Here is a 24,167-nt window from a genome sequence, read left to right as displayed (position 1 = left end):
TCAGATCTGTGGAGAACCCGACGAACCCTTCGGCCCGTCGTCACCAGCCTCGTCGTCGTCCTCGATCCCGCCTGACTCGTCCTCGTGCGGGCGGTCGCCGGTCGTGTCGTTGAGCAGGTCCTCGAGCGCCCGGTCGAACTCGTCGTCCGCGGCGCTCTGCCCGGGGTTGCGGAGCCGGGCGACGAGTGCGTCGGGGAAGTCGATGTCGTCGGACACGGGGACCAGGTCGAACGCCGCCCAGAGCGCGTCCCGCTGCTCGGCGCCGAGCTCGTCCGTGACCCGCTGCCACATGGCGGCTGCTTCCCGGAGACGACGGGGACGGAGCTCGAGGCCGACCAGCGTGGCGAACGCGGACTCGGCCGGACCACCGGCTGCGCGGCGACGGCGGACCGTCTCCGCGATCGCGCCGGAACGCGGGAGGCGTGCCGTGGCGGCCGCGGTGACCGTGTCGACCCAGCCCTCGACGAGCGCGAGCATCGTCTCCAGGCGGGCAAGCGCCGCGTCCTGCTCCGGGGTGCGCGGCGGGATCAGCGCACCGGACGCCAGGGCGTCGCGGAGCTGCTCCTGGTCGGTCGGGTCGATGTCCGCTGCGAGTTCCTCGACGCGGTCGAACGGGATGTGGATGCCGCGGGCGTACTCCGTGATCGAGGAGATGATGTGCAGGCGGAGCCACCGCGCGGAGCGGAAGAGCCTGGCGTGTGCGAGCTCGCGGACGGCGAGGTAGATGCGGACCTCGTCCTCCTGCACGTCGAGGCCCTCGGCGAACTCGGCCACGTTCTGGGGGAGGAGGGCCGCGACCTGCTCGTCCAGCAGGGGCACGCCGACGTCGCCGCCGGACACGACCTCCTTCGAGAGCTGCCCGACGACCTGACCGAGCTGGATCGCGAACAGTGCGCCCCCGACGCCGCGCATCGCCTTCGACACGTCGCCGAGCATGGCCTTGAGCTCTTCCGGGGCGCGCTGGTCGATGGCCTCGGTCAGCGCGGTCGCGATGCTGTCCGCGACGGGCTCGGCGATCTGCGTCCACACGGGTGCGGTCGCCTTCGCCCATTGCTCACGGGTGTAGAGACTCGGGGTCGCGGTCAGCTCGGCCACGGTCGTCACCTCGTCGAGCCAGAGCGCGGCGACTTGGAACGCCTGGTCGCTCGCCTGCGACGTTGCCGGGTCGACCCCGTGCTGGCCGTCCTTCGCGATCGCGGTGGCGCGTTCGGCCGTGACCGAGAAGTCGATGCCGTCCCCGCCGTCCTGTGCCGCACGCTGGAGCTGGCTCATCAGGTTGGCGACGAAGGCCGGGTCGTTCGGCAGACCGGCCGCGCCGGCGAGCTGCGACGGGTCGATCTGGCCTTCCCCGGACAGGAGCTTGCGGAGCATCTCCTGGAAGTCGTCGTCCGGCCCCGGCTGCGGTTCATCAGGCATGCCGACTACGCTAATCGCTGCTCGTGGGGCCGGACCTGGGACGGACCCGTGGGATCGCTCCGCGGGCTGCGCCCAGGGCGAACAGCCGAGCAAGAACCACGGCGAACCTCACTCCGGAAGGACCCCGTTGACCCTCTTCGCGCCCGCTCCCCGCCGCCGCTCCCGCACCAGGACCGTCGGGTGGGCGTTCGTCGTCGGGGCCGTCGTGCTGGCGATCATCGCGAGCGTGCTCCCGAGCCCGTACGTCATCGAGCTGCCCGGCCCGGTCTTCAACACGATCGGCACCCAGCGGCAGGGGACCGGCAAGGACGCGAAGGACGTCAAGCTCATCCAGGTCGACGGGCACCAGACGTACCCGACCGCTGGCGCGCTCGACATGCTCACGGTGAGCGTCGAGGGCACGGCCACGCAGCGCCCCGCCTGGACGAGCGTCATCCGGGCCCTGTTCACGAAGTCCCAGGCCGTCGTCCCCGCGTCGGCGATCTACCCCCCTGGGACCACGACCGAGCAGGTGAACAAGCAGGACGCCGCCGACATGTCGAACTCGCAGCAGTCCGCCGTCGCGGCCGCACTCATCCAGCAGGGCTTCGCGATCCCGACGACGCTCGAGGTCGGCACCGTGCAGGACGGCTCCGCCGCCGACGGCACGATCCGGAAGGGCGACGTCATCACCGCGTTCGACGGCACGTCGCTCACGACGAACGCCGACGCGACCACCCTCCGGGAAGCCGTGGCGAAGCACGGGACGTCCAGCCCCGCGACGGTCACGATCACCCGCGACGGCGCGTCGAAGGACGTGACGGTCACCCCGCGCGACGAGAGCGGCACCGCGCTGCTCGGTGTCGGTGTGGTCGAGCACTACGACTTCCCGTTCGACGTGTCGATCAAGCTCCAGGACGTCGGCGGGCCGTCGGCGGGCATGATGTTCGCCCTCGGGATCATCGACGAGATCACGCCGGGCAAGCTCAACGGCGGCAAGCACGTCGCCGGCACCGGCACGATCACCGCCGACGGCGAGGTCGGTCCGATCGGCGGCATCCGCCAGAAGCTCTACGGCGCGAAGGACGCGGGCGCGACCGTCTTCCTCGCCCCGGCGGACAACTGCGACGAGGTCGTCGGACACGTCCCCGACGGACTCGACGTCTACTCCGTGAAGACGCTGGACCAGGCGGTCACCGACCTCGACACCATCGCGAGCGGGAAGAGCACTGCCGGTCTGGCGACCTGCGGGTCCTGACCGCGGCCCTGGGCCCGGCCACGTCCACCACGCGCGCCGCGTGGCGGGGGCTGCCGTGCCTCCAGGCCGGGCCGGGAGGCTCGTGGCGCCTTCCTGAGATCGGGTTTCCTGAGATCGGGTACAGGTTCGCTGTCGGTCCCGTCCCATAGGATCGGTGCACTGACGGCCCGGTGCGCCGGGCCTGCCGGTCCGACACGTCTGGAGCACAATCACGTGACGACAACCTCGTCCAACTCGTCCACCGCGGGACGGCGTTCGCCGCGTGTCCCGATCGTGGTCACGATCATCGTGCTCGCAGCACTGGTGATCGCCTTCTTCATCTTCGCGAGCCTGTACACGGACTACGCATGGTTCGCCCAGCTGGGCTTCCAGAACGTGCTGACCACCAGGTGGCTCGCCGGCGGGCTGATGTTCGTCGCCGGCTTCCTCGGCATGGCCGTGCCGGTGTACGTCAGCATCCTGCTCGCGTTCCGGTTCCGGCCGGTCTACGCGAAGCTCGGCTCGCAGCTCGACCGCTACCAGCAGGTCATCGAACCGCTCCGCCGTGTCGTGATGATCGGCATCCCGGTGGTCCTCGGCGTCTTCGCCGGGCTCGCCACCGCGCCGCGCTGGAGCATGGTCCTCGAGTACTTCAACCGGACGCCGTTCGGCAAGACTGACCCGCAGTTCGGGCTGGACATCGCCTTCTACGTCTTCGAGCTGCCGTTCTGGCGCTCCGTCGTGGCGTACTCGTCCGCCGTCGTGCTCATCGCCGGCCTGGCCGCGCTCGCCGCCAGCTACCTGTACGGCGCGATGCGTTTCGGCGGGCGAGAGGTCCGCATCTCCCGCGCCGCCCGCGTGCAGCTCGCGATCACCGCAGCGGTCTACATCGCGCTGCAGGCCCTCAGCCTGTGGTTCGACCAGTACGCGGCGCTGACCAAGGACAACTCGCTCATCACCGGTGCGCAGTACACCGAGGTGAACGCCACGATCCCGGGTCGCGAGATCATGGCGGGCATCGCGGCGATCGTCGCGATCCTGTTCATCGTCACGGCGATCATCGGCCGCTGGCGGATCTCGATCGTCGGCACCGGGCTGCTGCTCGTGTCGGCGATCGTCATCGGCGGCATCTACCCGTGGATCGTGCAGCGCCTGCAGGTCGCACCGAGCGAGCGCTCGTTCGAGTCGGCGTACATCCAGCGGAACATCGACGCCACCCGTGACGCGTACGGCGTCTCCGGGGTCAAGGAGTCGAACTACGACGCCACGACCGAGACGGCCACCGGTGCCCTCGCCGAGGACGCGCAGACGACCACGAACATCCGGCTCATCGACCCGAAGATCGTCTCGGACACGTTCAGCCAGCTCCAGCAGTCCCGGCAGTACTACCAGTTCCCGGACGAGCTCGACGTCGACCGCTACAACATCAAGGGCCAGACCGAGGACACCGTCATCGCGGTCCGCGACATCGACCTCGACGGACTGAGCAGCGCGGCGAACACGCAGTACAACCGCACGTTCGTGTACACCCACGGGTTCGGTGTGACCGCGGCGTACGGCAACCAGCGCGCGAGCGACGGCAAGCCGGTGTTCCTCGAGTCGGGCATCCCGTCCACCGGGGCACTGGGGGACTACCAGCAGCGCGTGTACTTCGGTGAGACCTCGCCGCCGTACTCCATCGTCGGGGCTCCGAAGGGCTCGAAGAACGTCGAGCTCGACTACCCGTCCGGCTCGGACAGTGCGGACGACAACGGCGGCAACGCGACCACCACGTACCAGGGCAACGGCGGGCCGAGCATCGGCAACTTCTTCAACCGGCTCGTCTACGCGGCGAAGTTCCAGTCGGAGCAGATCCTGCTGTCGAACGCGGTCAACAAGGACTCGCAGATCCTCTACGACCGTGACCCGATCAAGCGCGTCCAGAAGGTCGCGCCGTACCTGACGACCGACACCGACGCCTACCCCGCGATCGTCGACCACCGCCTGCAGTGGATCGTCGACGGCTACACCACCTCGGACGCGTACCCGTACTCGCAGAGCCAGAGCCTCTCCGACAGCATCGCCGGCACCGAGTCGTCGACCTTCCGGACCGATCAGGTCAACTACATCCGGAACTCGGTGAAGGCCACGGTCGACGCGTACACGGGCAAGGTCACGCTGTACGCGTGGGACACCAAGGACCCGGTGTTGAAGACCTGGCAGAAGATCTTCCCGACGTCGATGAAGCCGGTGTCGAGCATGAGCGCCGAGCTCCTCGACCACGTGCGGTACCCGACCGACCTGTTCAAGGTGCAGCGCTCGATCCTCGGGACCTACCACGTCACCAACGCGAACTCGTTCTACTCGGGTGACGACGCCTGGACGACCCCGTCCGACCCGACGACCGGGTCGAGCGACAGCGACACCAGCAGTGACACGAGCACGACGACCACGACGACCGGCCTCGGGACGCAGACGACGGCGACCAGGGCGGATCTGCAGGACCCGTACTACCTCACGATGAAGGTGCCCGGGCAGGGGACCGCCTACTCGCTGTACACGACGTACATCCCGCAGCAGACCGGCTCCAACGCCCGGAACGTGCTGACCGGCTACCTCGCCGTCGACTCCGACGCGGGCGGTGCCGGCAAGGGCAAACGGGCCTCGGGCTACGGCAAGCTGACGCTGTTGACGATCCCCAAGACCGACAACATCCCGGGGCCGCTGCAGGTGCAGAACCTGTTCAACTCGGACACCACGGTGTCGCAGGAGCTGAACATCCTGAAGCGCGGGAACAGCACCGTGAAGCAGGGCAACCTGCTGACGCTCCCGGTGGGCGGCGGATTCCTCTACGTCCAGCCGGTGTACGTGCAGTCGACGTCGAGCGGTTCCTACCCGCTGTTGCAGAAGGTCCTCGTGGCCTTCGGTGACAAGATCGCGTTCGAGGACACCCTCGACGAGGCGCTCAACCAGCTCTTCGGCGGTGACTCCGGCGCTGCCGCGGGTGACCAGGGCGCCGCGAGCGGCTCCGGTTCGTCGAGCGGGTCGGACAACGGCTCGGACAACGGGTCCTCGGACTCGGGGTCGAGCTCGGGATCCGGGTCGACGGGCGGCAGCGGATCGACGTCGACGAACCCGGCCGTGCAGCAGGCCCTCGACGACGCGAACGCCGCACTGCAGGACCGCCAGCAGGCCTACGCGGACAACGACCTCGTTGCCGCTGCGGAGGCGGACAAGCGCCTGCAGGAGGCGATCCAGGCAGCCATCGACGCCGAGGCGAGCAGCAGCTCCGGCAACTGACGACACGGGCGGGGCACTCGATTTGGTGCCCCGCCCGTTGCCGTGTAGGCTGTTCAACGTGCCGCGGGGTGGAGCAGTTCGGTAGCTCGCTGGGCTCATAACCCAGAGGTCGTAGGTTCAAATCCTGCCCCCGCAACCAACGCGACACAAGAAGCCCCGGTCCTTTCGGACCGGGGCTTCTTCGTGTGCCCTGTGGCGGCCGTGGGGTCGCGCCGCGACGGACGGGCGGCTCGGTGCGGACGTGCACCGCGCCTCCCGTCCGTCAGTGGTCGCGGATCAGCCCGCGCGCTTGCCGCGCACCCCGTGACCGAGCGCGTCGATGCGGGCGAGCTCGTCCTCCGTGAAGGTGATCTCGGCGGCTGCGACGTTCTCCGCGACCCGTCCGGGGTTCCGCGATCCCGGGATCGGCACGATGTCCTCCCGCTGCGCGAGGATCCACGCGAGGGCCAGCTGCGACAGTGAGATCCCCTTCGCATCGGCCAGTTCGGTCAGGCCCGCGACGACGGCGGTGTTCGCCTCGTAGTGGCCGGGAGCCCACCAGTCGAGGAACTGCCGGATGTCGTCCTGGGCGTAGCTGCTCCGTGGTCCGACCGAGCCGCTGAGGAACCCGCGGGCGAGGGGGGAGTACGCGACGAGGCCGATCCCGAGTTCGTCGACGACGGGGAAGAGGTCCTCCGACTCCCGCGAGAAGATCGAGTACTCCGTCTGCAACACCGAGATCGGGTGGACGGCGTTCGCACGGCGGATGCTCTCCGCGTCGGTGTTCGAGAGGCCGAGGTACCGCACCTTGCCGGCCTGGACGTACTCCTGCATGACGCCGACGACGTCCTCGATCGGCACGGCGGGGTCGTGGACGTGCTGGTAGAGCAGGTCGATCGAGTCCGTGCCGAGGTTCACGAGGCTGGCGTCCACCACCTCGCGGATGTGGTCGAGCTGCGAGTTCGGCGCGAAGGTCTCCGGCGTGAAGCCGAACTTCGTCGCGATGGTGACCTCGTCGCGGATCGGGGCGAGTGCCGTGCCGAGCAGTCGCTCACCGGTGCCCCACCCGTAGAGCTCCGCGGTGTCGAAGTGGGTGACGCCGAGCTCGTGCGCGCGCCGGATCGCGGCGATCGACTCCGTGTCGTCGCCGGGACCGTAGGCGAACGTCGTGCCCATGGCCCCGTAGCCGACGGCGCCGACGACGAGACCCTGCTGACCGAGGGTGCGGTGTTCCATGTGCTGTCCTTCCGGGACGTGGTGAGTGGTGCTGCACGGCACTGTACGCCATATTTGGCAGAGTCTGCCAAGCGCGGCGGAATCTGCCGACTTGCTAGGATCGACGGATGAGCGACACGAGCACCGACCGGCGCCCGGGCCTGCGGGACATCACCCGCGACGCCGTCCGGGCGCGCATCGCCGCCGTCGCCATCGCCCGGTTCGACGCCGACGGGTTCGACCGCGTGACCGTCGAGCAGGTCGCCGCGGAGGCCGGGATCTCCACACGGAGCTTCCACCGGTACTTCCCCGCGAAGGAGGACGCGGTGATCGGCGAGCCCGCGCGGCACCGCGAGGCGCTGGCTGCTGCGTTCGGTTCCCGTCCGGCCGACGAACCGGTGTGGACCGCCCTGCGGGAGGCGTTCGTCGAGATGGTCGGACGCGGTGGGGACGATCGTGAGACCGACCGTCGCTCCATCCGTGTCATGACGAGTGCCCCGTCGCTCCGCGCCCGCAACCTCGAGAAGCACCAGGCGTGGGCAGAGGTGCTGGTGCCGCTCGTCGTGGACCGTCTCGGCGGGCACGACGTGGACCTCCGTGCGCGGACGATCGTGCAGGCGGCGCTGGGGTGCTTCGACGTCGCGATCACCGCATGGGCGACCGGGCCCGAGCGGGACGTGAGCGGCCTCCTGCGTCGGTCGTTCGACGTGCTCGACGTCCGCTGACCGGAGCCGGTTAGCCTGGCATCGTGACCACTCTGACGATCGCAGCAGCACAGTTCGCCCCGGTCGACGACCCGACGGCGAACCTCGAGACGGTCCGTGCGGCGGCGGTCGACGCCGCGGCCCGCGGAGCCGACCTGCTCGTCACGCCCGAGTACACCTCGTACTTCACCGCCGAGATCGACGACCGGTTCGTCGCCGCAGCGCAGCCGCTCGACGGACCGTTCGTACAGGGCCTGCAGCAGGTCGCCCGCGAGACCGGCGTGGCCGTCGTCGTCGGGGTCGCGGAGCGCTCGGACCGGGTGGACCGGTTCCGGAACACGCTCGTCGCGATCGGCGCGGACGGCGCGGTGCTGCAGGCCTACCGGAAGGTCCACCTCTACGACGCGTTCGGCTCCCGGGAGTCCGACCGCATCGAGCCCGGCGACCCCGCGCAGTTGCCGGTGTTCGAGGTCGCCGGCGTCCGCATCGGTCTGGAGACCTGCTACGACCTGCGGTTCCCCGAGGTGACGCGGCGGCTCGCGGTGGCCCCGGTCGACGTCGTCCTGCTGCCGGCGGAGTGGGTCCGCGGTCCCGGCAAGGAACACCACTGGCGCACGCTGCTGACCGCCCGAGCGATCGAGAACACGGTCTGGGTCGTCGGCGTCGGACAGGCTCCGCCGGTCGGGATCGGTGGCTCGGTCGTGCTCGATCCCGCCGGTGTCGCCACGGCGGCGCTCGGTGCCACACCCGGCCTGCTCGTGGCGACGGTCGACACCGACGTCACGGACGAGGTCCGGCGGGTCAACCCCTCGCTGGCGTTGCGCCGGTACGACGTGACGGCTCGCTGAGGCCCGCGAGCCGTTCGGCCGCGTCCTCGAGCACGCTGCGTCGCTTGCAGAACGCGAACCGCACGAGCGACCGGTAGCCGGCCGAGCGATCGGGCCGCACGAACGCGGACACCGGGACGCCCACGACCCCGGCGAGTGCCGGGAGCTCCATGCAGAACGCGCGCGCGTCGTCGTACCCGAGCGGTGCGGTGTCCGCGATGACGAAGTACCCGCCGTCCGGGCGCATCACGTCGAAGCCGGCGGCCGTGAGCCCGGATGCGAGCACGCCGTGCTTCGCCGAGAGGTCAGCGGCGATCCCGGCGAAGACCGCGTCCGGCAGCCGGAGTCCGGCGGCGACCGCGGGTTGGAACGGGGCGCCGTTGACGAACGTCAGGAACTGCTTGACCGACGTGATCGCGTCGACGAGTGCCGGGGGAGCCGTGAGCCAGCCGATCTTCCAGCCCGTGGTGCTGAAGGTCTTCCCAGCGCTGGAGATCGTCACGGTGCGGTCCCGGGCGCCGGGGAGCGTCGCGATCGGGACGTGCGGGACGTCGAACGTCAGGTGCTCGTAGACCTCGTCCGTGACGATGACGGCGTCGTACCGCTCGGCGAGTTCGACGATGGTCTGCAGCACCTCGGTCGGGAGCACCCGTCCGGTCGGGTTGTGCGGCGTGTTCACCAGGACGGCCCTGGTCCGGTCGGAGAACGCGGCACGGAGCGTGCCCTCGTCCGGCAGGAAGTCCGGTGTGGTCAGGGGGACCGTGACGTGCGTGCCCCCGGCGAGCCCGATGAGCGCCCCGTACGCGTCGTAGAACGGCTCGAAGGTGATCACCTCGTCCCCGGGCTCGACCAGGGCGAGGAGCGTCGCGGCCAGTGCCTCCGTCGCCCCGGCGGTGACCAGGACCGCTCGGTCGGGGTCCACGTCGAGTCCGTACCAGCGCTGCTGGTGCTCGGCGATCGCCTGCCGGAGGTCCGGCGTCCCGCGGCCCGGCGGGTACTGGTTGACGCCGTCGCGGATCGCTCGGACCGCGGCGTCGAGCACCTCGGCCGGACCGTCCTCGTCCGGGAACCCCTGCCCGAGGTTGATCGCTCCGGTGCTGGCGGCGAGGGCGCTCATCTCGGCGAAGACCGTCGGCGCCGGTGTGCCGTCCGAGCCGAGGAGCATGGCGCCCTCCGCTGCTCGCAACCATGGTCCTGAGTGCCGCATGGGGTTCCCTTCGACGCGCGGTGCCGCTGAACGGACCCCAACCTAGTGCCTCCCCGAGGACCGCCCCGGGATCCTGTCCACAGCTGACGCATAAGATCGCCATAGGGCACTCGCAGCCCTGTCAGGATGACCGCCCAGGTGCGTGCGACAGACTGCACGAGCTTGAAAGGAGCACGTCCAGCATGACCGACACCACGCCCAACGGGCACGGCGACGACGACCGTCAGGACGACACGACCCCAGGGGTCGGCGCCGACGACGTCGCGCAGCAGGCGGGCGACGCTGGAGCGTCGACGCCGAGCGAAGCAGAGACCAGCGCGCACCGCGACGCGGACCACACCGACGTGATCGAACCGGCGTCGACGGTGAGCGAGACGGAGCAGTTCCCCGCCTCGGAGCACCCGACGAGCCAGTACACCGCGCCGTACCCGACGGCCCAGGACACCCAGCAGACGTCGGGCGGTTACGGGCAGGACCACTCGGCGTACGCGGCGCCCGCGTCCCGGCAGTCGGACGGTGAGACCGGCCAGCAGCCGACGGCAGCGTACGGCCAGCAGGCTCCGTACGGCCAGGAGGCGCAGTACGGCCAGCAGGCGCAGTACGGCCAGGAGGCGCAGTACGGCCAGGCAGGTCAGTACGGCCAGACGAGCCAGTACGGTCAGGAGGCGCAGTACGGCCAGGCAGGTCAGTACGGCCAGACGAGCCAGTACGGCCAGGCAGGTCAGTACGGCCAGTACGGCCAGCAGCCGCGGTACGGCGAGTACGCGCAGCAGGGCTCCGCCCAGGCGCCGACCTCCGCCTACGGCCAGCCGGCGGCGAACACCTCGGCTCCCGCGCCGACCTCGAGCTCCTTCGGCGACACCGACGGCGCGGAGCAGCGCACGAACGGCTACTACTTCGGCGGCGCTGCCGGCGGTGCAGCAGCGGCCGGTACCGACTCCACCACGAAGCGGAAGTCGGGCCGTTCCAAGCTCGTCCTGCCGGTCGTCGGCGGCCTCATCGTCGGCGCGCTCGTCGGCGGTGCAGCCGGTGGCGGCTGGGTCGCAGCGACGTCGAACGGCGGCAGCACCACCTCCAGCTCGTCGAGCTCGAGCGGCGGCGGCAACCTCACCGTCAACGACTACAACTCCGCGACGGTCGTCACCGCCGTGGCCGCGCAGGCGACGCCCTCCGTCGTGACGATCAACGTGTCGTCCTCCAGCGAGGCCGGCACCGGCTCCGGCGTCGTCCTCAGCAAGGACGGCTACATCGTCACGAACACCCACGTGGTGACCCTCGACGGCGACAGCTCCAGCGGGACCATCCAGGTAACGACGTCGGACGGCAAGATCTACCCCGGCAAGCTCATCGGCACCGACCCGACGGTCGACCTCGCGGTGATCAAGATCGACGCGAGCGACCTCAAGCCGATGTCGTTCGCGGACTCGTCGAAGCTCAACGTGGGCGACACCGCGGTCGCGATCGGTGCGCCGCTCGGCCTGTCGAACACCGTCACGGACGGCATCGTCTCGACGCTGAACCGCAGCATCCAGGTGACCTCGAGCGACCCGAACGCCGGCGGCGACTCCAACGAGGGCCAGGGCAACAACGGCAGCGGCCCGTTCGACTTCTGGGGCAACGGCGACAACGGATCGAGCTCCGGGGCGAGCACCACGGTGTCCCTCCCGGTCATCCAGACCGACGCGTCGATCAACCCCGGGAACTCCGGCGGTGCGCTGCTCGACTCGAAGGGCAAGCTCATCGGGATCAACGTCGCGATCGCCAGCGCGGGCAGCACGGACTCGTCGAGCTCGCAGTCCGGCAGCATCGGCGTCGGGTTCTCGATCCCGTCGAACCTCGTGAAGCGCGTCGCGAACGAGATCATCGACAACGGATCGGCGACCCACGGGCTCCTCGGCGCGACCGTCGGCGACGCGAACGAGGACGCCAAGGCGACCCAGATGGGCGGACTCATCAAGTCCGTCACGTCCGGTGGCGCCGCAGCAGCCGCCGGCCTGCAGAAGGGCGACGTCGTCACGAAGATCGGCGACGCGACCATCTCGGACGCGACCGACCTGACCGCGCAGGTCCGCTACTTCGCGGGTGGCGCGAAGACGACGATCACCTACGTCCGCAACGGGGAGACCCGCACGGCGGACGTGACGCTCGGGACCTACGACAGCAAGAGCTGACGCAGGGACGGACGGACGGGAGGCGCGGTGCCAGCTGGCACCGCGCCTCCCGTCCGTCCGTGGTCCCGCCACCGCTCGGCGCGCGTCGCGGGGGCGCGGAACGTCCGCATCCGGTCGAGCGGGCGAAATACCGGGGTGGGGCGTTCGGCGGGCCCGGGTATTTCGCCCGCTCGGTGTGTGCGCGGTCCGCGTCCGGTCGAGCGGGCGGAATACCGGGGTGGGGCGTTCGGCGGGCCCGGGTATTTCGCCCGCTCGGCGGCGGGGTGGTCCGCAGGTGCGCTGGTTGGGCAGTTGATAGGCTTCAGGTCGCTCACCGCCAGGACCCCGAGGAACGCATGCAGACAGACGGACAGCCCCTGCCGGGCGTCTCGTACGTGATGCCCGTCCTCAACGAGGTCACCGAGGTCCGTGCAGCCGTCGCGAGCCTCCTCGATCAGGACTACGAGGGGCCGTTCGAGGTCGTCCTGGCCCTCGGCCCGTCGATCGACGGCACGAACGAGCTGGTCGCCGAGATGAGCGCAGCCGACCCCCGGATCCGCGCGGTCGAGAACGCCGTCGGGTCCACCCCGGCCGGCCTGAACGTCGCCATCCGCGCCTCGGAGCACCCGATCGTCGTCCGCGTCGACGCGCACTCCGTCCTGCCCCGCGACTACACGCGGATCGCCGTGCGCACGCTGCAGGAGTCCGGCGCGGACAACGTCGGCGGCATCATGCGCGCCGAGGGACGGACACCGTTCGAGAAGGCGGTCGCACTCGCCTACGGCAGCCGCGTCGGTCTCGGCGGGACCCCGCACCACGTCGGCGGCCAGGCGGGTCCGGCCGAGACCGCCTACCTCGGTGTCTTCAAGCGCGACCGGCTGTTCGCGGTGGGGCTCTTCGACGAGGGCATCAAGCGCGGACAGGACTGGGAGCTCAACCGACGGTTGCGCACCACCGGGGGGACCGTCTGGTTCACGCCGGAGCTCGTCGTGACCTACCGTCCGCGGCCGAGCCTCAAGCGCCTGATCCGCCAGTTCGTCGCGACCGGGCTCTGGCGAGGCGAACTCGCACGCCGATTCCCGGCGGGCAACGGCATCCGCTACTTCGTGCCGCCGGCCATGGTCGCCGGCCTCGGGCTCGGCATCGTCGCCGGGATCGTCGGCATCATCGGCGCTGCGGTGCACAGCGGCGCCGCATGGGCACTGCTCGGGTTCGTCGTCCCCGCGGTCTACCTGCTGTTCGTCGTCGTGGGTGCCCTCGTGGTCGCACGACGCTCCGACGCGGCCACCCGGGCATGGCTGCTCGTCGTGCTGCCGTGCATCCACATCGGCTGGGGGGTCGGGTTCATCGTCGGGTTCCTGACGCGGACCTCCGAGCTGACGACCCACACCGGACGGTGACCCCATGACCGACCACCAGCCCGCCGAGCACGGCTACGCGCACCCGACCTCGATCGCGGAACTGCGCGCGGTCGCCCAGCCGGACGAGGTCCGGTCGCGTGCGAACGCCGAGCACTGGACCGCCTCGCTGTACCTGCGCGACGTCTCGCCGTACCTGACCTGGGTGCTCCTCAAGACCCGGATCAGCGCGAACCAGGTCACCGGCCTGATGATCCTGGTCGGGTGGTCGGTCGCGGCCGCCCTGCTCATCCCCGGGATCTGGGGCGCAGCACTCGCGCTCGTGCTCGGTCAGCTGCAGATGCTCGTCGACTGCTCGGACGGCGAGGTCGCACGGTGGCGCGGGACACGCTCGCCCGCCGGGGTGTTCCTCGACAAGGTCGGGCACTACACGACCGAGGGACTCATCCCGATCGCGCTCGGCGTCCGCGCTGCCACGTGGCCGATCCACGGCGCCGACTGGATGTGGACGACGATCGGCTGCGCGCTCGGGCTGGTCATCGTGCTCAACAAGGCGCTCAACGACATGGTGCACGTGGCCCGTGCGAACTCCGGGCTCGAGAAGCTCGTCGACCGCCGGGACGCCTCGACCGCTCCGTCCGGGCGTCGTCTCGCGTCGCTCCGCCGGGTCGCACGGTTCCTGCCGTTCCACCGGCTGTACCACTCGGTCGAGCTGTCCATGCTGGCGTTCGTGTTCGCGCTCATCGGTCTGGCCGTCGGGCACCCGTTCGTCGACCGGATCCTCGTCGGTGCGCTCCTGCCGCTCGCCGTCATCGCGACGTTCGGGCACTTCGTCGCGATCATCTCGTCGAAGCGGGTGCGCGCGTGACGCCCGGCACACTCCGACGCCACGCGGTGGCGCACCGCGAACGGCCGCGGGTCGCAGTGGTCAGTCTGTCGCAGGGCACCCGGCCGGACGATCTGCGCCGTGGGCTGGAGAGCGTGCTCGCCCAGCAGGGGGTGGAGCTCGACGTCGTCTGCGTCGGCAACGGTTGGGAGCCGAACGGTCTCCCGGAGGGCGTCCGCGCGCTGGCGCTCCCGGAGAACGTCGGCATCCCGGCCGGACGCAACGCCGGTGCCGAGGTCGTCGACGGCGACTACGTGTTCTTCCTCGACGACGATGCGTCCATCCCCTCCGAGACCTTCCTGCGCGACGCGATCGGCCTGTTCGAAGGCGACCCGTCGCTCGGCCTCGTGCAACCGCGTGTGGTCGACCCGACCGGGACGGCGAACCCGCGGCGCTGGGTGCCCCGGATCCGGAAGGGCGACCCCGCCGATTCGTCGCCGGTGTTCTCGGTGTGGGAGGGCGCGGTCATCCTGCCGATGGACGTGTACCGCGTCGTCGGCGGATGGGGAGCGCCGTACTTCTACGCGCACGAGGGCATCGAGCTCGCGTGGCGGGTGTGGGACGCCGGCCGACGGACCTGGTACGCCGGGGACCTGATCGCGAACCACCCCGCGATCGACCCGGCGCGGCACACCGAGTACTACCGCCTGAACGCCAGGAACCGCGTCTGGCTGGCCCGCCGCAACCTGCCCGCACCGCTCCGCCCCCTGTACGTCGGGTCGTGGGCGGCGATCCAGGTGGCACGCTGGTGGCGACACCCCGCACGGCTCCGGGTGTGGTTCGGCGGCGTCCGCGAGGGCTGGGCGACCGACTGCGGTCCCGCGCGCCCGATGGGATGGCTGACGATCGGCCGGATGACGCTCGCCGGCCGCCCGCCCGTCGTCTGACCCCGCCCGGTCGACGCGAAGCCCGAGCACCGACGAGACACGACAACCGACTCGACGAGAGAGGCAGCATGCCGATCATCAACGACGCCCGCACGGCCGTCCGACTCGCACGTCGGCTCCTGCGCGCCCGCGGGCACCGGCGGACGCTCGCCCGACGTCTGGCCGCAGCGCCGCCGCTGGCGCCGGGGACCATCGAGATCGCGGTGTACTTCGCCGACGGGCCCGTGAACATGTACCAGGTCCGTCAGTGGTACGCCCCGCTCGAGGAGCTGTCGAAGACGCACCCGGTGGCGATCATCTCCAGGAACCCCGGGACGATGCTCACGTTGCTCGACGAGGCGCCGGTGACCGCTGTCTACGCCCGACAGGTCGTGGACCTGGAACGCTTCGTCGACGAGCAGGCGCCGAAGGTGGTGCTGTACGTCAACCAGAACGCCCGCAACTTCCAGATGATGCGGTACGGGCGGATGTGGCACGTCTTCGTCAACCACGGCGAGAGCGACAAGATGTACATGACGACGAACCAGTTCAAGGCGTACGACTACGCCCTGATCGCCGGGGACGCTGCCCGTGACCGCCTCGCCGAGGCCCTGTGGGACTACGACCTGGACAGCAGGACGATCGCGATCGGCCGTCCTCAGGCCGACCACTTCGCGGGGAAGCCGCCGTACCCGGCCGACGACCGGACCGTCGTGCTCTACGCCCCGACCTGGGAAGGCGATCGTCCGGCAGCCGCGTACGGGTCGATCGCGAGCCACGGCACGACCATCGCCGATCGTGTGCTCGCATCGCCCCGCCACCGTCTGGTCTACCGACCGCACCCGCGGAGCGGCGTCCTGGACGACGACTACCGGGCGGCGCACGAGCGGATCATCGCGGCCATCGCCGCCGCGAACACCGCTGACCCGGGCGCGCACCACGTGTACGACGACGGACCGGAGCTGGGCTGGCAGCTCGCGGACGCCGACGTCGCGATCACCGACATCAGCGCGATGATCTTCGACCGGCTCGCCGTCGGCAAGCCCCTGATCGTCACGCGGCCCCGTTCCGCGGAAGCCGACGTCGACGAGCGCGGGTACCTGGCAGCGGCGAACTGGCTGACCGCGACCGACGCGGAGGACATCGTGGCACGCGTGGACGCCGCGGCACACGACGAATCGGAGCTCGCGGCCCTGCGGCACTGGGTCGCCCGGTACTTCGGCGACACCTCGCCCGGGACCGCGACCGCTCGGTTCCACGACGCGATCGAACGGCTCATCGCTCGTTGGCACCGCGTCGCCGAGGAGCACGGCGAGCGCTGACCCGGTCCGGTTCACGGTGCGAGGCCGGGACCGACCAGCGACATCCGCCACAGGTACTCGCTGTGGTCCGGACGACGCCACCGGACGATCACGACGCCGGTCTCTTCTGGGCCGGCGCCGAACACCGCGATCGCGATGCTGCGACCGGGTTCGAGGCGGCGCACGACGAGCGGCGGGCAGTAGCCGGTGCCGAGGTGGGTGAGGCTCAGTCCGTCGACCGGCTCGTCGGACATGTTCGTGAGGTCGTACCGTCGGGGCGCATGCGTGCGGTCGACGACGAACGGGACAGCGTAGGCGGTTGGTGCGGGGTGCATGGGGGCGAGGTTAGGGGAGGGTCCGACGCTGGGGGCGCCGGAGTGCCCTGTGGGCCCTTGGGTTGTGGAGCGGGGGTGGATCGGCCTGGTTGTTGGGGAGAGGGGGCCGTCGACCGGGCTCAGACGCCGTAGTCGGCGGAGTACTTCGCGAGCGCGTCCTCGATCGGGCCGTCGAGCTGCAGACGACCCTTGTCGAGGTACAGCCCCCGCTTGCAGAAGCGCCGGAGGTCCTTGTCGCTGTGGGACACGAAGAAGAGGGTCCGACCGCCGGCCAGGAGTTCCTCGATCCGCTTGTAGCACTTCTCGCGGAACGCCTTGTCGCCGACCGCCAGGACCTCGTCGACGAGGATCACGGGCTCGTCCAGGCGGGAGATCACCGCGAACGCGATGCGGACCTTCATGCCGCTCGACAGGTGCTTGTACGGGGTGTCGACGAAGTCGCCGATCTCCGCGAAGTCGATGATCTCGTCGAAGCCGTCGCGGATCTCGGCCCGGGACATCCCGTGCAGGCCCGCCGTGAGGTAGACGTTGTCCCGCACGGTCAGGTCACCGACGAACCCGCCGGTGATCTCGATGAGCGGGGCGACCCCGGCGCCGACGTGCACGCGGCCCTCGTCGGGGAGCATCACCTGTGCCACGAGCTTCAGGAGCGTGGACTTGCCCTGGCCGTTCCGCCCGACGACACCGATCGCCTCACCGGGACGGACGTCGAACGAGACGTGGCGCAGCGCCCAGAACTCGTCACCGCGCTTGCGTCGGGTGCTGCCGGCGAAGAGGTCCTTGAAGCTGCGGCTCGCCCGACGGTTCCGCTTGAAACGGATGCCGGCGTCACGGACGGAGATGACCGGCTTCCCGGTCGTGGTCTGGGTCGTGGACTCGGTCGCGGTCATCAGAGCTCCTTGAGGACGCGGTGTTCGCTGCGCCGGAACACGACGAGTCCGACGATGACCACGATCGCGGTGGTCACGACAGACGACAGGACCTCGAACCAGTCGAGCTGCTTCGGGAAGAACGCCGACCGGTAGATGCCGAAGATGCCCGTCAGCGGGTTGATCGCCGCGAGGGGGCGCAGGGCGTCCGGCAGGGCGTTCGTGCCGTAGATGATCGGTGAGGCGTAGAAGGCGAAGCGGAGGACGAGCTTGACGGCACGCTCGAGGTCGCGGAAGAACACCACGAGCGGCGCGACGATGAGCCCCAGGCCGTAGACGAGCGCGCACTGCAGCACGATCGCGAACGGGTAGAGCACGAGCTGCCAGTGCACGTGGGCACCGGTCGCGATGACGAAGATCGCGAGCACCGGGATGCTCAGCAGGAACTCGATGCCCTTCGAGGCATCGATCCGCGCGACCCAGATGCTCCGCGGGATGGTCGTCGACCGGATGAGCTTGGCTTCCTTGATGAACGCCCGGGTGGAGTCGGAGACCGCTCCGGTGAACCACATCCACGGCAACAGGGCGGTGAGCAGGAAGACGATGTACGGCTCTTCACCGACGGAACCGCGGTGGAAGACCTGCGTGAAGACGAACCAGTAGATGCCCGACATCACGAGCGGGTCGAGGATCGACCAGACGTACCCGAGCGCGGACGTCGAGTACCGCACGCGGAGGTCGCGCTTGGTGAGCAACCAGAGCGCCTGACGATAGCGCCGACCGGCACTCCGCGACGCTGCGGTGGCAGCTGTCACGGGCACGGTCGGCGCGCTCGCTGACGTCATGGGGTCCTTCCGGCCGGGATCGCCGAGAGGAGACTACGGCTCAGGCGAACAGGTTGTTCGCGCGCTCGAGGTCCTCGGCGAAGTCGATCTCGACCGCGTAGAGGTCGGAGATGTCGATGGGCGTCCAGCGTAGCCCGTCCTCGCCGATGGCTGCCTCGATGCCGCCCTCGAAGTACTCCTGGTCGTCGACGCGACCGAGGTGGTGGATGAGCGCCTGCTTGTCGGCCGCGGAGACGTAGTTGATGCCGACCGCCTCGCCGAGACCCCCGACGACCTGCTTCGAGAGCTTGTGGATGAAGCCCTCGGCGTCGACGGTGTACTTGACCTCTTCGTCGGACACCTTCTCGGTGTTGACGCTGACGAACGAGCGGTCCTGGTCCATCATGTCCGCGGCACGCACGAGGGCGCGCGGGTCGAAGACGACGTCGCCGTTCATCCACAGGACGCCGCTCTTGCCGGTGGCCTTGAGCGCACGGAGGAGGCTCTTGGAGGTGTTCGTGGAGTCGTACGACTCGTTGTAGACGAAGTTCGCCTCGGGGAACGCCTCGACGATGTACTCCGACTTGTAGCCGACGACGACCGTGATCCTGGCGCTCGAACCGAAGGCCGCACGGATGTTCTCGAACTGCTGCTGCATGATGGTGCGGCCGTCGCTGAGCTCGGTGAGCGGCTTCGGCAGGCTGCGCCCGAGGCGGCTGCCCATCCCTGCGGCGAGGATGACGATCTGCGTGGTCATGGTGGTCCCTTCCGGTGTCCGCCCGCGCGCCCTGGGGCACGGGCGGGCCTCGTCGAGTCTGCTCGCAGTGCATCCGAGAACGCCGAGAGTCGCCGGCGACCGCATCCTTCGATGTGGCCGGGTGACCCGTCAGGTGTTCGGTCCGAGCAGGTTTCCAAGTGGTGAACACTCCGTCGTGCCCTGGTGAATGATACGGAACGTCCCTCCGTCGGGGTACGTGCTGTGCGTGTTCGTAGTCATTTCGTGACACTGCAGGACGCGGCCCGCCGATGTCCGGACCGCATTGGTACGGTGGGGCCGTGACGCCAGCAGCAGGGGACGACGAGGACGTGTACGCGACGTCCGACGCTGCGTGGCTGACCGAGACGACCGCGCTCGACGAGGACGCCGACAGGGCCGACGAGGACGCGGAAGACGACGACGAGACGGCCGGGGACGACGCGGCCGAGGACGACACGGGGGACAGCGATGCGCACCACCGCCCTGGACAGGACGGTATGAGCGACCACACGACGACGTCGGAGGGGGAGACGGCGGCGGACGAGCGCGTCGAGGAGACAGGCGTGCTGCCGGCCGCCGCCCCGACGAGCACGACGAGCACGCCGAAGAAGCCGCGGACGAAGCGCGCTGGCCGCGCGACACGCCCCCAGGGCGCCGCGGCGACGAACGCGGCCGCGAAGACGAATGCGGCCGCGAAGACGGACGCGGCCGCGCCGACGAACGCGGCCGGGGCGCCGCACGCGGCCGGGACGTCTAACGCGGCCGCCGCGCCGCAGGCGGACGCTGCCACTGCCTCCGAACCGACCACGGACGCTCTGCAGGCCGACGACCGGACCGAGGACGAGCCTCCCGTCCGGACCAAGCCAGCACCGAAGAAGCGGACACCCGCTGCCAAGCGGGGAGCGGCCGCGACCGCCCAGCAGCCGGTCGTGCTCCGGGCCAGCGGCCTCGTGAAGCGGTACGGGCAGACGCTCGCCGTGGACGAGGTCGACCTCGAGATCCGCCAGGGCTCCCTGTTCGGCGTCGTCGGCCCGAACGGTGCCGGCAAGACCACCACCCTGTCGATGCTCACCGGACTCCTGCGTCCGGACGCCGGCACGGCGACCGTGCTGGACCACGACGTCTGGGCCGACCCGGCTGCGGCCAAACGCAGCATGGGGGTCCTGCCCGACCGACTGCGCCTGTTCGACCGGCTCACCGGCGCGCAGCTGCTCTTCTACTCGGCGACGCTCCGCGGACTCGACGGCAAGACCGCCCGGTCGAGGAGTGCCGACCTCGCAGAGGCGTTCGGCCTCGGCGACGCGCTCGGCCGGCCCGTCGCGGACTACTCGGTCGGCATGGCGAAGAAGATCGCGCTGGCCGCGACCCTGATCCACTCCCCGCGCGTGCTCGTGCTCGACGAACCGTTCGAGTCCGTCGACCCGGTGAGCGCGACCACCATCACGGAGATCCTCCGGCGCTACACGCAGGGCGGCGGCACCGTCGTGCTGTCGAGCCACTCGATGGAGCTCGTGCAGCGCACGTGCGACTCGGTGGCCATCATCGTCGGCGGAAAGGTGCTCGCATCGGGCACCATGGCGCAGGTCCGTGGGCGCAAGAGCCTCGAGGACAAGTTCGTCGAACTCGCGGGCGGCCGCGTCGTCGCGGAGAGCATGGAATGGTTGCACAGCTTCTCCGGCTGAGGGCCGACCTGCTCGCGGGGGAGATCCGCGGGGGAGCCCGACGCTCCGTGCTCGTCGTCCTCGGGAGCCTCGCCGGCCTCGTCGCTGCCGTCCTCGTCGCCATGGCGATCACCGCGCTGCGCTCCGCCGATGCCGAGGCGGCGCGCGCCGTCATCGTGCCGGTGGGGACCCTCATCACCGTGGGCTTCACGATCATCCCGCTCGCGGTCGGCGGCGCGGACCAGTTCGACCCGCGGCGGTTCGCGGTGTTCGGCGTGACCAGGAAGGACCTGGCGATCGGCCTCGGCGTCGCCGGGCTCGTCGGGGTCCCGGTGGTCGGCGTCGCGATCGTCGCCGTCTCCCAGTCGGTCGCGTGGATGCGGGGCGCCGGCACCGGCGTGCTCGGTGTCCTCACCGCGCTCGTCGTCGTCGCCACGTGCGGGTTGCTCGTCCGCGTCGGCTGCACCGTGGGCTCGTGGCTGCTCGGATCGCACCGCCCGACCCGGGACGCCGGCTGGCTCGTGGCCCTGGTGGTCGTCGTGCTGCTCATCCCGACGGTGTCGCTCCTGGTGGGCGCCGACTGGCTCGACCCGGAGAGCGCCGAGCTGCGGCGCATCGCCGACATCTCGGGGTGGACGCCGTGGGGCGCGGCGTGGGCGGTGCCGGCAGACGTCGCGACCGGCCACGTCGGCGCAGGCATCGCGAAGCTGGTGCTCGCGCTGGTGGTCCTCGGGCTCCTCGCATGGGCCTGGTGGGGACTCGTCGGCCGCATGCTCGTGACCGTCGACGACCGGACGACGGTGCGTCGCTACCGCACGCTCGGCTGGTTCGACCGGCTCGGCGCGACGCCCGCCGGCGCGGTGGCCGCCCGCGCGCTGACGTACTGGGGCCGCGACCCGCGCTACCGGACCTCGTACCTGATCCTCCTGTTCGTGCCGATCGTCGTCGTGCCGCTCGGCGTCGCCGGTGTCCCGTGGCACTGGACCGCGCTGATCCCGCTGCCGCTCATGGCGGTGATCGCCGGGTTCCTGCCGCACAACGACGTCTCGTACGACAACACCGCGGTGTGGTTGCACGTCGCGTCGGGGGCTCCTGGGTGGAGCGACCGACTCGGCCGACTCACCCCGGTGCTGGCGGTCGGCGTGCCGGTGATCGTCGCCGGTTCGGCGGTGTCGGCGTGGTTGTTCGGTGACTGGACGGCGTTCCCGGTGCTCGTCGGGGTCTGCGTGTCCGCGTTGTTCGCGGGACTCGGGATCTCCAGCGTGGTCTCCGTGCTGCTGCCGTACCCGACCGTGCGACCCGGGGACCGTCCGTTCCAGCAGCCCCAGGCCGCCGGCGTCGTGTCGACGGTGTCGCAGTCGTCGACGATCATCGGCATCGTGCTGTGCTCGGTCCCGGCCGGATGGCTCGCGGTGTTCGCGCTGACGGACGGCGCGGAGCCGTGGGCGATGCTGACGCTCGTCGTCGGCGCGGCGGTCGGTGTCGTGGTGCTCGGGGTCGGGGTGCTCCTCGGCGGGCGGTTGTTCGACCGGCACGGTCCGGACCTGCTGGCGGCGGCGCAGCGCAACTAGCGGCCGACGCGACGATGGTCGCCCGGGCGACCATCGTCGCCCGCGCGACCACACGACGGCCTGGAGGCTCGTGGCGGCCCGGCAACGAGCCTCCGGGCCGCCGCGGCGTGAGCCGAACCCGCGGAGTGCGCGGGAGACGTCTCGTGCCGACACGACGTACCCTTGTCCCATGAGCATGACGGAACCGGGCGGCGGCGGACTCGACGTGATGGACCGCGAGCTCGAGAAGCTCCTCGAAGAAGAGGCGATCGAGCCGGGCGACCACGAGCGGTTCTCGCACTACGTCAAGAAGGACAAGATCCTGCAGTCCGCACTGAGCGGCAAGCCGGTCAAGGCGCTCTGCGGCAAGAAGTGGATCCCCGGTCGCGACCCGGAGAAGTTCCCGGTCTGCCCGGACTGCAAGGCCATCTACGAGAAGATGAAGGACGAGTAGTCCTCACACGATCAGCGTCGGGATCGCCGCGTCACCGCGACCGATCCTGGCCGCGTCGGCCGGCAACTCCGCCTTGGCACCTCGGTGGTGCGCTCGCGCCGCCTCGACCCCGCGGACCCCGAGGAAGGCCGGGTCGACCTCGCCGTTGGTGACGACCGGCACCATGAGCGCACGTTCGTCGGCACCGACGGCACCGGAGGTGTGCACGACCTCGGCGGTCGCGATGCCGTTGCGGAGTCGTCGACCGGCTTCCTTCCGGCCGCCGACGGACGCCTTGTCCGCTGACTTCTTCGCGACGGGCACCCATTCCTCGCCGCCGGTGCGGTGTGCGACGAGCTTGAACACCATGCTCGCCGCCGGGTGTCCCGACCCGGAGACGACCGACGTGCCGACGCCGTAGGAGTCGACGGGTGCGGCCCGGAGCGCGGCGATCGTGTACTCGTCGAGGTCGTTCGTCACGGTGATCTTGGTGCTGGTCGCCCCGAGACGGTCGAGCTGTGCGCGGACGCTCGCCACGACCGAGGGCAGGTCGCCGCTGTCGATCCGGACGGCACCGAGGCGACCGTTCGTCAGGCGGACCGCCGTGTCGACCGCGGCCTCGATGTCGTACGTGTCGACGAGCAGCGTGGTGCCGTCGCCGAGCGCGTCGAGCTGCGAGCGGAACGCGGCCTCTTCGGAGTCGTGCAACAGCGTGAACGCGTGCGCCGCGGTGCCCATGGTCGGGATGCCCCAGGTGCGCCCCGCCTCGAGGTTGCTCGTCGCGCCGAACCCGGCGATGTAGGCGGCGCGAGCGGCTGCGACCGCGTTCCACTCGCCGGTCCGGCGGGAGCCCATCTCGGCGAGGGGCCGGTGGTCGGCCGCCGACACCATGCGGGCGGCCGCTGAGGCGATCGCGGAGTCGGCGTTGAACGTCGACAGGGCGAGGGTCTCCAGGACGACCGCCTCGGCGAAGGTGCCCTCGATCTGGAGCACGGGGGAGTTGGGGAAGAAGATCTCGCCCTCGCGGTACGCCCGGATGTCGCCCGTGAACCGGTAGTCGGCGAGCCAGCTCGCGGTGTCGCCGTCGATCACGCCGCGGTCCCGCAGGAACCCGATCTCCTCGTCGCCGAACCGGAAGTCGGCCAGCGCCGTGAGGAACCGCCCGAGCCCCGCCGCGACGCCGTACCGGCGCCCGTCCGGCAGCCGCCTGGTGAAGACCTCGAAGACGCAGCGTCGGTCGGCGGTGCCGTCCTTCAGGGCCGCGTCGACCATGGTGAGTTCGTACTGGTCCGTCAGGAGCGCGCTGGTCACCTCAACGACACTAGTCACCCTGT

The 24,167-nt window shown here is 70.4% G+C and carries 20 protein-coding genes and 1 tRNA gene; 13 read left to right on the top strand and 8 right to left on the bottom strand.

What is annotated here, in order from left to right; all coding sequences use genetic code 11:
* Nucleotides 1-1,416, bottom strand: a complete 1,416-nt coding sequence (locus ACEN9V_RS05985; protein WP_413602528.1) for a zinc-dependent metalloprotease — start codon at nucleotides 1,414-1,416, stop codon at nucleotides 1-3.
* 127 nt (nucleotides 1,417-1,543) lie between these two features.
* On the opposite strand from ACEN9V_RS05985, the gene ACEN9V_RS05980 reads away from it, so the two are divergent.
* From ACEN9V_RS05980 to ACEN9V_RS05970, 3 genes are all read left to right on the top strand, one after another.
* Nucleotides 1,544-2,653, top strand: a complete 1,110-nt coding sequence (locus ACEN9V_RS05980; protein ID WP_281267228.1) for a PDZ domain-containing protein — start codon at nucleotides 1,544-1,546, stop codon at nucleotides 2,651-2,653.
* Between the two features lie 213 nt (nucleotides 2,654-2,866).
* Nucleotides 2,867-5,911, top strand: coding sequence for a UPF0182 family protein (locus ACEN9V_RS05975; RefSeq protein ID WP_402729112.1), 3,045 nt, complete (start codon nucleotides 2,867-2,869; stop codon nucleotides 5,909-5,911).
* Nucleotides 5,912-5,973: 62 nt separating this feature from the next.
* Nucleotides 5,974-6,050: transfer RNA gene (locus ACEN9V_RS05970), tRNA-Met, on the top strand.
* A gap of 137 nt (nucleotides 6,051-6,187) precedes the next feature.
* Here the strand turns inward: ACEN9V_RS05970 and ACEN9V_RS05965 are convergent.
* Nucleotides 6,188-7,126, bottom strand: coding sequence for an aldo/keto reductase (locus ACEN9V_RS05965; protein ID WP_413602527.1), 939 nt, complete (start codon nucleotides 7,124-7,126; stop codon nucleotides 6,188-6,190).
* Between the two features lie 107 nt (nucleotides 7,127-7,233).
* Here ACEN9V_RS05965 and ACEN9V_RS05960 point away from each other — a divergent pair, with 107 nt between their 5' ends.
* Together ACEN9V_RS05960 and ACEN9V_RS05955 are read left to right on the top strand one after the other, a co-directional pair.
* On the top strand, nucleotides 7,234-7,830 hold the full coding sequence (locus ACEN9V_RS05960) for a TetR family transcriptional regulator (protein ID WP_402729114.1): 597 nt from the start codon (nucleotides 7,234-7,236) through the stop codon (nucleotides 7,828-7,830).
* A gap of 23 nt (nucleotides 7,831-7,853) precedes the next feature.
* Nucleotides 7,854-8,657: a carbon-nitrogen hydrolase family protein gene (locus ACEN9V_RS05955; protein ID WP_413602526.1), complete on the top strand. Its 804-nt coding sequence runs from the start codon at nucleotides 7,854-7,856 to the stop codon at nucleotides 8,655-8,657.
* Here ACEN9V_RS05955 and ACEN9V_RS05950 read toward each other — a convergent pair.
* Nucleotides 8,611-9,843 carry an aminotransferase class I/II-fold pyridoxal phosphate-dependent enzyme gene (locus ACEN9V_RS05950; protein WP_413602525.1) on the bottom strand — a complete coding sequence of 411 codons (1,233 nt, stop codon included), beginning with the start codon at nucleotides 9,841-9,843 and terminating at the stop codon, nucleotides 8,611-8,613. The two genes, ACEN9V_RS05955 and ACEN9V_RS05950, sit on opposite strands and share 47 nt — an antisense overlap.
* A gap of 182 nt (nucleotides 9,844-10,025) precedes the next feature.
* Between ACEN9V_RS05950 and ACEN9V_RS05945 the strand changes: the two genes are divergently transcribed.
* From ACEN9V_RS05945 to ACEN9V_RS05925, 5 genes are all read left to right on the top strand, one after another.
* Nucleotides 10,026-12,014, top strand: coding sequence for a trypsin-like peptidase domain-containing protein (locus ACEN9V_RS05945; protein WP_413602524.1), 1,989 nt, complete (start codon nucleotides 10,026-10,028; stop codon nucleotides 12,012-12,014).
* A 335-nt stretch (nucleotides 12,015-12,349) separates the two neighbouring features.
* On the top strand, nucleotides 12,350-13,393 hold the full coding sequence (locus tag ACEN9V_RS05940) for a glycosyltransferase family 2 protein (RefSeq protein ID WP_402729118.1): 1,044 nt from the start codon (nucleotides 12,350-12,352) through the stop codon (nucleotides 13,391-13,393).
* A 4-nt stretch (nucleotides 13,394-13,397) separates the two neighbouring features.
* Entirely contained in the window at nucleotides 13,398-14,219 is an 822-nt protein-coding gene (locus tag ACEN9V_RS05935; RefSeq protein WP_413602523.1) for a CDP-alcohol phosphatidyltransferase family protein, read from the top strand.
* On the top strand, nucleotides 14,216-15,124 hold the full coding sequence (locus ACEN9V_RS05930) for a glycosyltransferase family 2 protein (protein WP_413602522.1): 909 nt from the start codon (nucleotides 14,216-14,218) through the stop codon (nucleotides 15,122-15,124). The genes ACEN9V_RS05935 and ACEN9V_RS05930 overlap by 4 nt, the downstream gene beginning before the upstream one ends.
* Before the next feature lie 68 nt (nucleotides 15,125-15,192).
* A complete protein-coding gene (locus tag ACEN9V_RS05925; protein ID WP_413602521.1) occupies nucleotides 15,193-16,425 on the top strand; it encodes a CDP-glycerol glycerophosphotransferase family protein in 1,233 nt (410 codons plus the stop codon).
* An 11-nt stretch (nucleotides 16,426-16,436) separates the two neighbouring features.
* Here ACEN9V_RS05925 and ACEN9V_RS05920 read toward each other — a convergent pair whose 3' ends face one another.
* The 4 genes from ACEN9V_RS05920 to ACEN9V_RS05905 all read right to left on the bottom strand — a co-directional run bounded on the left by ACEN9V_RS05920 (nucleotide 16,437) and on the right by ACEN9V_RS05905 (nucleotide 19,189).
* The gene (locus ACEN9V_RS05920; protein ID WP_413602520.1) at nucleotides 16,437-16,739 is read right to left on the bottom strand and encodes a hypothetical protein; all 303 of its coding nucleotides are present in this window, start codon (nucleotides 16,737-16,739) and stop codon (nucleotides 16,437-16,439) included.
* 119 nt (nucleotides 16,740-16,858) lie between these two features.
* On the bottom strand, nucleotides 16,859-17,629 hold the full coding sequence (locus tag ACEN9V_RS05915; protein WP_413602519.1) for an ABC transporter ATP-binding protein: 771 nt from the start codon (nucleotides 17,627-17,629) through the stop codon (nucleotides 16,859-16,861).
* Nucleotides 17,629-18,453 (bottom strand): ABC transporter permease, encoded by an 825-nt coding sequence (locus ACEN9V_RS05910; protein ID WP_413602518.1) that lies wholly within the window; start codon nucleotides 18,451-18,453, stop codon nucleotides 17,629-17,631. Before ACEN9V_RS05910 ends, ACEN9V_RS05915 begins: the two co-directional genes overlap by 1 nt.
* Nucleotides 18,454-18,493: 40 nt before the next feature.
* The gene (locus ACEN9V_RS05905) at nucleotides 18,494-19,189 is read right to left on the bottom strand and encodes a phosphocholine cytidylyltransferase family protein (RefSeq protein WP_281267241.1); all 696 of its coding nucleotides are present in this window, start codon (nucleotides 19,187-19,189) and stop codon (nucleotides 18,494-18,496) included.
* 299 nt (nucleotides 19,190-19,488) lie between these two features.
* Here ACEN9V_RS05905 and ACEN9V_RS05900 point away from each other — a divergent pair, with 299 nt between their 5' ends.
* From ACEN9V_RS05900 to ACEN9V_RS05890, 3 genes are all read left to right on the top strand, one after another.
* The gene (locus tag ACEN9V_RS05900) at nucleotides 19,489-20,871 is read left to right on the top strand and encodes an ABC transporter ATP-binding protein (RefSeq protein ID WP_413602517.1); all 1,383 of its coding nucleotides are present in this window, start codon (nucleotides 19,489-19,491) and stop codon (nucleotides 20,869-20,871) included.
* On the top strand, nucleotides 20,847-22,421 hold the full coding sequence (locus tag ACEN9V_RS05895; RefSeq protein ID WP_413602516.1) for an ABC transporter permease: 1,575 nt from the start codon (nucleotides 20,847-20,849) through the stop codon (nucleotides 22,419-22,421). The genes ACEN9V_RS05900 and ACEN9V_RS05895 overlap by 25 nt, the downstream gene beginning before the upstream one ends.
* 169 nt (nucleotides 22,422-22,590) lie before the next feature.
* On the top strand, nucleotides 22,591-22,854 hold the full coding sequence (locus ACEN9V_RS05890; RefSeq protein WP_281267244.1) for a DUF3039 domain-containing protein: 264 nt from the start codon (nucleotides 22,591-22,593) through the stop codon (nucleotides 22,852-22,854).
* A 3-nt stretch (nucleotides 22,855-22,857) separates the two neighbouring features.
* Here ACEN9V_RS05890 and ACEN9V_RS05885 read toward each other — a convergent pair whose 3' ends face one another.
* Complete coding sequence (locus ACEN9V_RS05885) at nucleotides 22,858-24,144, bottom strand: nicotinate phosphoribosyltransferase (protein WP_413602515.1); 1,287 nt, start codon at nucleotides 24,142-24,144, stop codon at nucleotides 22,858-22,860.
* Between the last annotated feature and the right edge of the window lie 23 nt (nucleotides 24,145-24,167).

Origin of the sequence: Curtobacterium sp. Curtsp57, assembly GCF_047324335.1 — a bacterium.
Lineage (GTDB): Bacteria > Actinomycetota > Actinomycetes > Actinomycetales > Microbacteriaceae > Curtobacterium.
Note: the sequence above shows the minus strand (reverse complement) of the source record. Positions and strands in the feature narration are given on the sequence as shown.